This is a genomic window from Pseudomonas sp., from assembly GCF_050739655.1.
In the GTDB taxonomy this organism is placed as follows: domain Bacteria; phylum Pseudomonadota; class Gammaproteobacteria; order Pseudomonadales; family Pseudomonadaceae; genus Aquipseudomonas.
This window is the reverse complement of sequence record NZ_JBOIBY010000342.1, coordinates 1-2,444: the sequence shown is the minus strand read 5'-3', so window position 1 is coordinate 2,444 and position 2,444 is coordinate 1. Positions and strand designations below refer to the sequence as shown.

Below are 2,444 nucleotides of genomic sequence, written 5' to 3'. Positions count from 1 at the left end.
GGATGACTTTGAACGAACGCGCTTACCCGGCGCCCTCGAGTTTCTGCGCACGCTTTAGCAAAGAAGAGAGAGTTAATCCGAATATGCCCACCCGCTCGAAGATCATCTATACCTTCACCGACGAAGCTCCCGCCCTCGCCACCTATTCACTGTTGCCTATCGTAGAGGCGTTCACCGCCTCGGCTGATATCGCCGTTGAAACCCGCGATATCTCTCTTGCAGGGCGCATCCTTTCCAGCTTCCCCGAGCAACTGGGCGACAAAGCCGTAGCCGACCACCTCGCCGAACTGGGCGCACTGGCCGTTACGCCTGAAGCCAACATCATCAAGCTGCCGAACATCAGCGCCTCGGTTCCGCAACTGCAAGCCGCGATCAAAGAATTGCAAGCTCAGGGCTACGCACTGCCGGACTACCCGGAAACCGTAACCAGCGACACAGACAAAGACGTCAAGGCTCGCTACGACAAGGTCAAGGGCAGCGCCGTGAACCCGGTTCTGCGCGAAGGTAACTCCGACCGTCGCGCCCCGCTGTCGGTCAAGAACTACGCACGCAAGCACCCGCACAAAATGGGCGCCTGGGCTGCTGACTCCAAGTCGCACGTCGCGCACATGAGCACCGGCGATTTCTACGGCAGCGAAAAAGCCGCCCTGATCGACGCCGCTGGCGCCGTGAAGATCGAACTGATCGCTCAAGACGGCACCACCACCGTCCTGAAAGAAAAAACTACCGTTCAGGCTGGCGAGATCCTCGACTGCGCCGTCATGAGCAAAAACGCTCTGCGTGCTTTCATTGCCGCTGAAATCGAAAGCGCCAAGGCCCAAGGCGTGCTGCTGTCGGTTCACCTGAAAGCCACCATGATGAAGGTCTCCGACCCGATCATGTTCGGCCAGATCGTTGCCGAGTTCTATAAAGACGCACTGGCCAAGCACGCTGACGTGCTGGCACAGATCGGCTTCAACCTGAACAACGGCATCGGCGACCTGTACGCTCGCATCAAAGCCCTGCCTGCCGAACAACAAGCCGCCATCGAAGCTGACATCCAGGCGGTCTACGCCGTTCGCCCTGCCCTGGCGATGGTCAACTCCGACAAAGGCATCACCAACCTGCACGTGCCGAGCGACGTCATCGTCGACGCCTCGATGCCGGCGATGATCCGTGACTCCGGCAAGATGTGGGGCACCGACGGCCAGCTGCACGACACCAAGGCTGTGATCCCGGATCGCTGCTACGCCACCATCTACCAGGCAGTGATCGAAGACTGCAAGGCAAATGGCGCTTTCGACCCAACCACCATGGGCAGCGTGCCAAACGTTGGCCTGATGGCGAAGAAAGCCGAAGAGTACGGCTCCCACGACAAGACTTTCCAGATCAAGACCAACGGTGTTGTCCGCGTGACCGACACCAACGGCACCCTGCTGCTGGAACAATCGGTTGAAGCCGGCGACATCTTCCGTATGTGCCAGACCAAAGACGCGCCGATCCAGGACTGGGTCAAACTGGCCGTCAACCGTGCTCGCGCAAGCAGCACTCCAGCGATTTTCTGGCTGGACCCAATGCGCGCCCACGACGGCGTGGTGATCGAGAAAGTTCAGGCCTACCTGAAGGATCACGACACTGCCGGCCTGGACATCCAGATCATGGCGCCAGTCGCTGCAATGAAATACACCCTGCAGCGCACCCGCGAAGGCAAGGACACCATTTCGGTAACCGGTAACGTTCTGCGCGACTACCTGACCGACCTGTTCCCGATCATGGAACTGGGCACCAGCGCCAAGATGCTGTCGATCGTGCCGCTGATGAATGGCGGCGGCCTGTTCGAAACCGGCGCCGGCGGTTCGGCCCCGAAGCACGTTCAGCAGTTGCTGGAAGAAAACTTCCTGCGTTGGGATTCCCTGGGCGAGTTCCTGGCCCTGGCCGCTTCCCTTGAGCACCTGGGCGTGAACTACAACAACGCCAAGGCGCTGGTTCTGGCCAAGACCCTGGACCAGGCTACCGGACTGTTCCTGGACAACAACAAGTCGCCATCGCGCAAAGTCGGCAACATCGACAACCGCGGCAGCCACTTCTACCTGGCGCTGTACTGGGCTCAAGCCCTGGCCGCCCAGACCGAAGACACTGCACTGCAAGCGCAGTTCGCGACCCTGGCCAAGACCTTGACCGAGAACGAGGCGACCATCGTTGCCGAGCTCAACGCCGTACAGGGCAAGCCAGTGGACATCGGCGGTTACTACTCCGCCAATCCCGAGCTGATCAGCAAGGCCATGCGCCCGAGCGCAACCTTCAACGCGGCTGTCGCTGCGCTGGTTTAAGGTTGTAAGGAAGTAAAGAAACCCCGGCCTTCGTGCCGGGGTTTCTGTTTCTGATGACAACACAACCCCCTGTGGGAGCTGGCTTGCCAGCGATGGCGGCTTATCATTCAACATTGATGGTGGCTGATCCACCGC

The 2,444-nt window shown here is 59.9% G+C and carries 1 protein-coding gene; it reads left to right on the top strand.

Translation table 11 applies throughout. From position 1 onward, the window contains the following. The first annotated feature begins 83 nt into the window (after positions 1-83). A complete protein-coding gene (locus ACRESJ_RS16440) occupies positions 84-2,309 on the top strand; it encodes an NADP-dependent isocitrate dehydrogenase (RefSeq protein ID WP_431758844.1) in 2,226 nt (741 codons plus the stop codon). Positions 2,310-2,444 lie beyond the last annotated feature (135 nt).

Excerpts from the sequence above, each read along its gene's own strand:
- ACRESJ_RS16440 (WP_431758844.1), top strand. The coding sequence starts at position 84 with ATGCCCACCCGCTCGAAGATCATCTATACCTTCACCGACGAAGCTCCC.